This window comes from Pseudanabaena cinerea FACHB-1277, from assembly GCF_014696345.1.
GTDB lineage: Bacteria > Cyanobacteriota > Cyanobacteriia > Pseudanabaenales > Pseudanabaenaceae > Pseudanabaena > Pseudanabaena cinerea.
Genome location: NZ_JACJPY010000170.1, coordinates 1 through 2,699, shown reverse-complemented (window position 1 = coordinate 2,699; position 2,699 = coordinate 1). Strand labels below are relative to the sequence as shown.

Below are 2,699 nucleotides of genomic sequence, written 5' to 3'. Positions count from 1 at the left end.
GATGATTTATGTCCTCATCTATCGTCGGGAAATGTGGTGGTGATGGACAATCTCAACTCCCATAAATCGGCTCAAGTGCAGCAACTGATTACGGCTACTGGAGCAAAGCCTTGTAGATTTCATACACAAGTCGATCTTTAAGATTTAAACGATAGGAATATAAGCCTTTTAATTCACCTTTTAGAGCTTTGCCGACATAGGGATTAGGTAAAATGATGTTTTCTAATATCTCTTTGAGCTTGTTTTTCTGCTTAGGAGGGAGTTCATCTATGTCTTTTTGGGCTTGTTTAGAGAAAACAATTCTGTAAGTCTTCATCCAAAGATCTGCTCCATGCTTACGGTTTCTCCTGTCAAATATTCTTGTCTTGCTATTTCGATTTGTTGCAGAATGTTAGGAGTTTGCATAATCATCGCTGTTTCCATGAGTGATTCCCATTCTTCTTGAGCAATCAAAATATAGCTACGGTTTTCATTAACTATTGCTACTCCTTCTGGTTCTTGACCTGCCCGATCGCATAGTTCATTAAGGTTCTTTTTGGCATAATCAACTGTAACTTGATACATATATTTTATTTGCCTAAGATACTTTCTTTGAGTAGCTGCATTATATCATCAGGAGAAGATCGCCTCAATCAAAACCAAAATATACTCGTGATCACTTGGCTGCTTTAAAAATTACAGATGTTCTTGGGTGATTAGGCGATCGCGTAGCCTGATACTTGACGGATATAAACGGGCTGAAAACCGATGACGATATCTTCTTGGTAGCGATCGCTCAATAGTCCCAAGGGTTAATGATTGTGATTTGGTAATCTAGAAAGTCGTCAACATTGCGAGTGACGATCGCTGCATTATTAGCCAGACATATAGAGGCAATCAGAGCGTCAGCTTGAGCTATTGGTTTGCCTTTTCTGCGGCGATCGCTTGTAATCTGAGCAAAACAGTTTGCTGAATCTGAATCAAAAAATAAGATCTGTCCTACAAAGTCTTCAGTAAACATAGCTTGTGCAGATTCTTGTAAGGCTTTGCTGCGTTTACCTTCTGGCATAATAGCGATGCCACCAAGTATCTCGGCTTGGTTAATACTGGTGGTAAATAGTTTTTCTCTGGGCTGAGCAGCAACCCAAGATTTGACTGTTTGAGAACCTTGTGGCTTCATTAGTTCTGACAGGACGTTGGTATCAAGAACAATTTTCATAGATCGCCCATGTCGAAGGTTGGTAAGGAACGCATGGGTTCTCTAGGAATTTCGGGGATTTCAAAGTCTCCAAAGTCTGCAAAGCGTCTATTAATGGCGGTGGCGAGGTCAACATTGCTTGGCTTTTTTGGGGCTAATACGCTTTTGAGAATTGCCTTAATTTCAAGCTCGATGGTTCGCCCATGTTGGGCGGCGCGTTGCTCTAGCTGTTGGGTAATGTCTGGCTCTAGTTGATGAATAGTGATGATTGACATGGCATTTGGGAGATTGGATTAGCATTAAATAGTTGCATTTTATCGCTTTCAAATAAAAAGTACAAAGTCCAAAAATCCAATTTTTACCTTTTTCCTTGTCTCGTCCGTAAATAGGCAAGGGATTCTTTCGTATTTTGCGTATCGGGATGATTGCTACCGAGAACAGATTCGCAAATTTCTAGGGCTTGCAAAAATAGCGACTCCGACTCATCATAACGATTTTGGTTGTAACGTAAACCTGCGAGGTTATTGAGACTGGTGGCGACATCAGGATGGCGATCGCCTAACAGTTCTTGACTTAAAGTGATGGACTGATTTAACTTTAGATGGCAGCAAAAGCGGAGATAGCGAGTTGGGGGATTTGGATCGCTTGGCTGCTTTAAAAATTAAGGATGTGCGTAAAATCTACTTGAATTGGGCGCGATTTCACCGTGATATAATTACAAAAGTATGGCTTTGGTATTGGTAAGAAGAAACTTTATTATTGGTTTGACGGATGACTGTTTTAAAATCTTTGGATGAAAAAGTTTATATGCGATCGCTTGTCACTGAAATAATTAATGGCGAATCCTATAGCTACTATCCGCTAGGACAGTATGTTGTTCGGGCTATGGGGGTTTGTGGCGATCGCCCAACTTTTAAGTACACTCGGATTGAGATTGCGGGTGTGATGGAGCGCTTAGCTAAGGGGGAAAATGTTGAAAATATTGTGCTTGGTTTTCGGGGAAGAGTTTCGCGTGAGGCGATCGCTGAGGCGATTCAAGTTGTGACTACTCATTTTCTTGAGAGTCTTCCTATTTTGAGTGCAGCATGATTGTCCTTGATGAACAGCTTTTGGGTGCTAATCTGGAACAGGCGATCGGCAAATGGTATCAGGGTAATGTCTGCTTTATTACGGACTTGCGCCCTAATTCGATTATTAAAGATGAAGCGATTCCTATGTTGTTGCGAAAAGAGTCGCAACCCACTTTTATCACGATCAATGAGCGGGATTTTTGGCGAAAAGTGGTAATAAGTGAATATTTTTGTATAGTCTGCTTTAATTTGCCAGATTCGCGTGCTTCCGAAATCTCTCTTCTACTCAGAAATCTTTTCCGCCACCCTGAGTTTAATGTAAAAGCAAAGCGGATGGGAAAGGTGGTGAGGCAGAAGTGTTGAACGATAGAAAATAATCAGAAAAAAGCGCTCCTAATTTGTTAAACTAGAAGCCATAAATTAAAAAAATAATATCTATGATGTTATCCAAC

Annotated in this window: 7 protein-coding genes and 1 pseudogene; 3 read left to right on the top strand and 5 right to left on the bottom strand. The window is 40.7% G+C overall.

Annotation, left to right across the window (positions count from 1 at the left end):
- Positions 1-105: pseudogene (locus tag H6F44_RS24220) on the top strand (IS630 family transposase); the annotation flags it as partial.
- On the opposite strand, the gene H6F44_RS24215 reads toward H6F44_RS24220, so the two are convergent.
- From H6F44_RS24215 to H6F44_RS24210, 5 genes are all read right to left on the bottom strand, one after another.
- On the bottom strand, positions 95-316 hold the full coding sequence (locus H6F44_RS24215) for a type II toxin-antitoxin system mRNA interferase toxin, RelE/StbE family (RefSeq protein ID WP_190353333.1): 222 nt from the start codon (positions 314-316) through the stop codon (positions 95-97). The pseudogene H6F44_RS24220 and the gene H6F44_RS24215 sit on opposite strands and share 11 nt — an antisense overlap.
- Positions 313-564: a type II toxin-antitoxin system Phd/YefM family antitoxin gene (locus tag H6F44_RS22600; protein ID WP_190353332.1), complete on the bottom strand. Its 252-nt coding sequence runs from the start codon at positions 562-564 to the stop codon at positions 313-315. The genes H6F44_RS24215 and H6F44_RS22600 overlap by 4 nt, the downstream gene beginning before the upstream one ends.
- 211 nt (positions 565-775) lie before the next feature.
- Positions 776-1,198: a type II toxin-antitoxin system VapC family toxin gene (locus H6F44_RS22595; RefSeq protein ID WP_190353331.1), complete on the bottom strand. Its 423-nt coding sequence runs from the start codon at positions 1,196-1,198 to the stop codon at positions 776-778.
- A complete protein-coding gene (locus tag H6F44_RS22590; RefSeq protein ID WP_190353330.1) occupies positions 1,195-1,452 on the bottom strand; it encodes a FitA-like ribbon-helix-helix domain-containing protein in 258 nt (85 codons plus the stop codon). Before H6F44_RS22590 ends, H6F44_RS22595 begins: the two co-directional genes overlap by 4 nt.
- A gap of 83 nt (positions 1,453-1,535) precedes the next feature.
- Positions 1,536-1,742 (bottom strand): tetratricopeptide repeat protein, encoded by a 207-nt coding sequence (locus tag H6F44_RS24210; protein ID WP_199302249.1) that lies wholly within the window; start codon positions 1,740-1,742, stop codon positions 1,536-1,538.
- Between the two features lie 206 nt (positions 1,743-1,948).
- Between H6F44_RS24210 and H6F44_RS22580 the strand changes: the two genes are divergently transcribed.
- Both H6F44_RS22580 and H6F44_RS22575 read left to right on the top strand, forming a co-directional pair.
- Positions 1,949-2,266: a DUF433 domain-containing protein gene (locus tag H6F44_RS22580; RefSeq protein WP_199302248.1), complete on the top strand. Its 318-nt coding sequence runs from the start codon at positions 1,949-1,951 to the stop codon at positions 2,264-2,266.
- Positions 2,263-2,610 carry a hypothetical protein gene (locus H6F44_RS22575; RefSeq protein WP_190353329.1) on the top strand — a complete coding sequence of 116 codons (348 nt, stop codon included), beginning with the start codon at positions 2,263-2,265 and terminating at the stop codon, positions 2,608-2,610. Before H6F44_RS22580 ends, H6F44_RS22575 begins: the two co-directional genes overlap by 4 nt.
- Positions 2,611-2,699: the final 89 nt, after the last annotated feature.

Bases quoted from the DNA above. Each gene is read 5' to 3' on its own strand.
- H6F44_RS22600 (WP_190353332.1), bottom strand. From the start codon at position 564: ATGTATCAAGTTACAGTTGATTATGCCAAAAAGAACCTTAATGAACTA.
- H6F44_RS22595 (WP_190353331.1), bottom strand. From the start codon at position 1,198: ATGAAAATTGTTCTTGATACCAACGTCCTGTCAGAACTAATGAAGCCA.
- H6F44_RS24215 (WP_190353333.1), bottom strand. From the start codon at position 316: ATGAAGACTTACAGAATTGTTTTCTCTAAACAAGCCCAAAAAGACATA.
- H6F44_RS22590 (WP_190353330.1), bottom strand. From the start codon at position 1,452: ATGTCAATCATCACTATTCATCAACTAGAGCCAGACATTACCCAACAG.
- H6F44_RS22575 (WP_190353329.1), top strand. From the start codon at position 2,263: ATGATTGTCCTTGATGAACAGCTTTTGGGTGCTAATCTGGAACAGGCG.
- H6F44_RS22580 (WP_199302248.1), top strand. From the start codon at position 1,949: ATGACTGTTTTAAAATCTTTGGATGAAAAAGTTTATATGCGATCGCTT.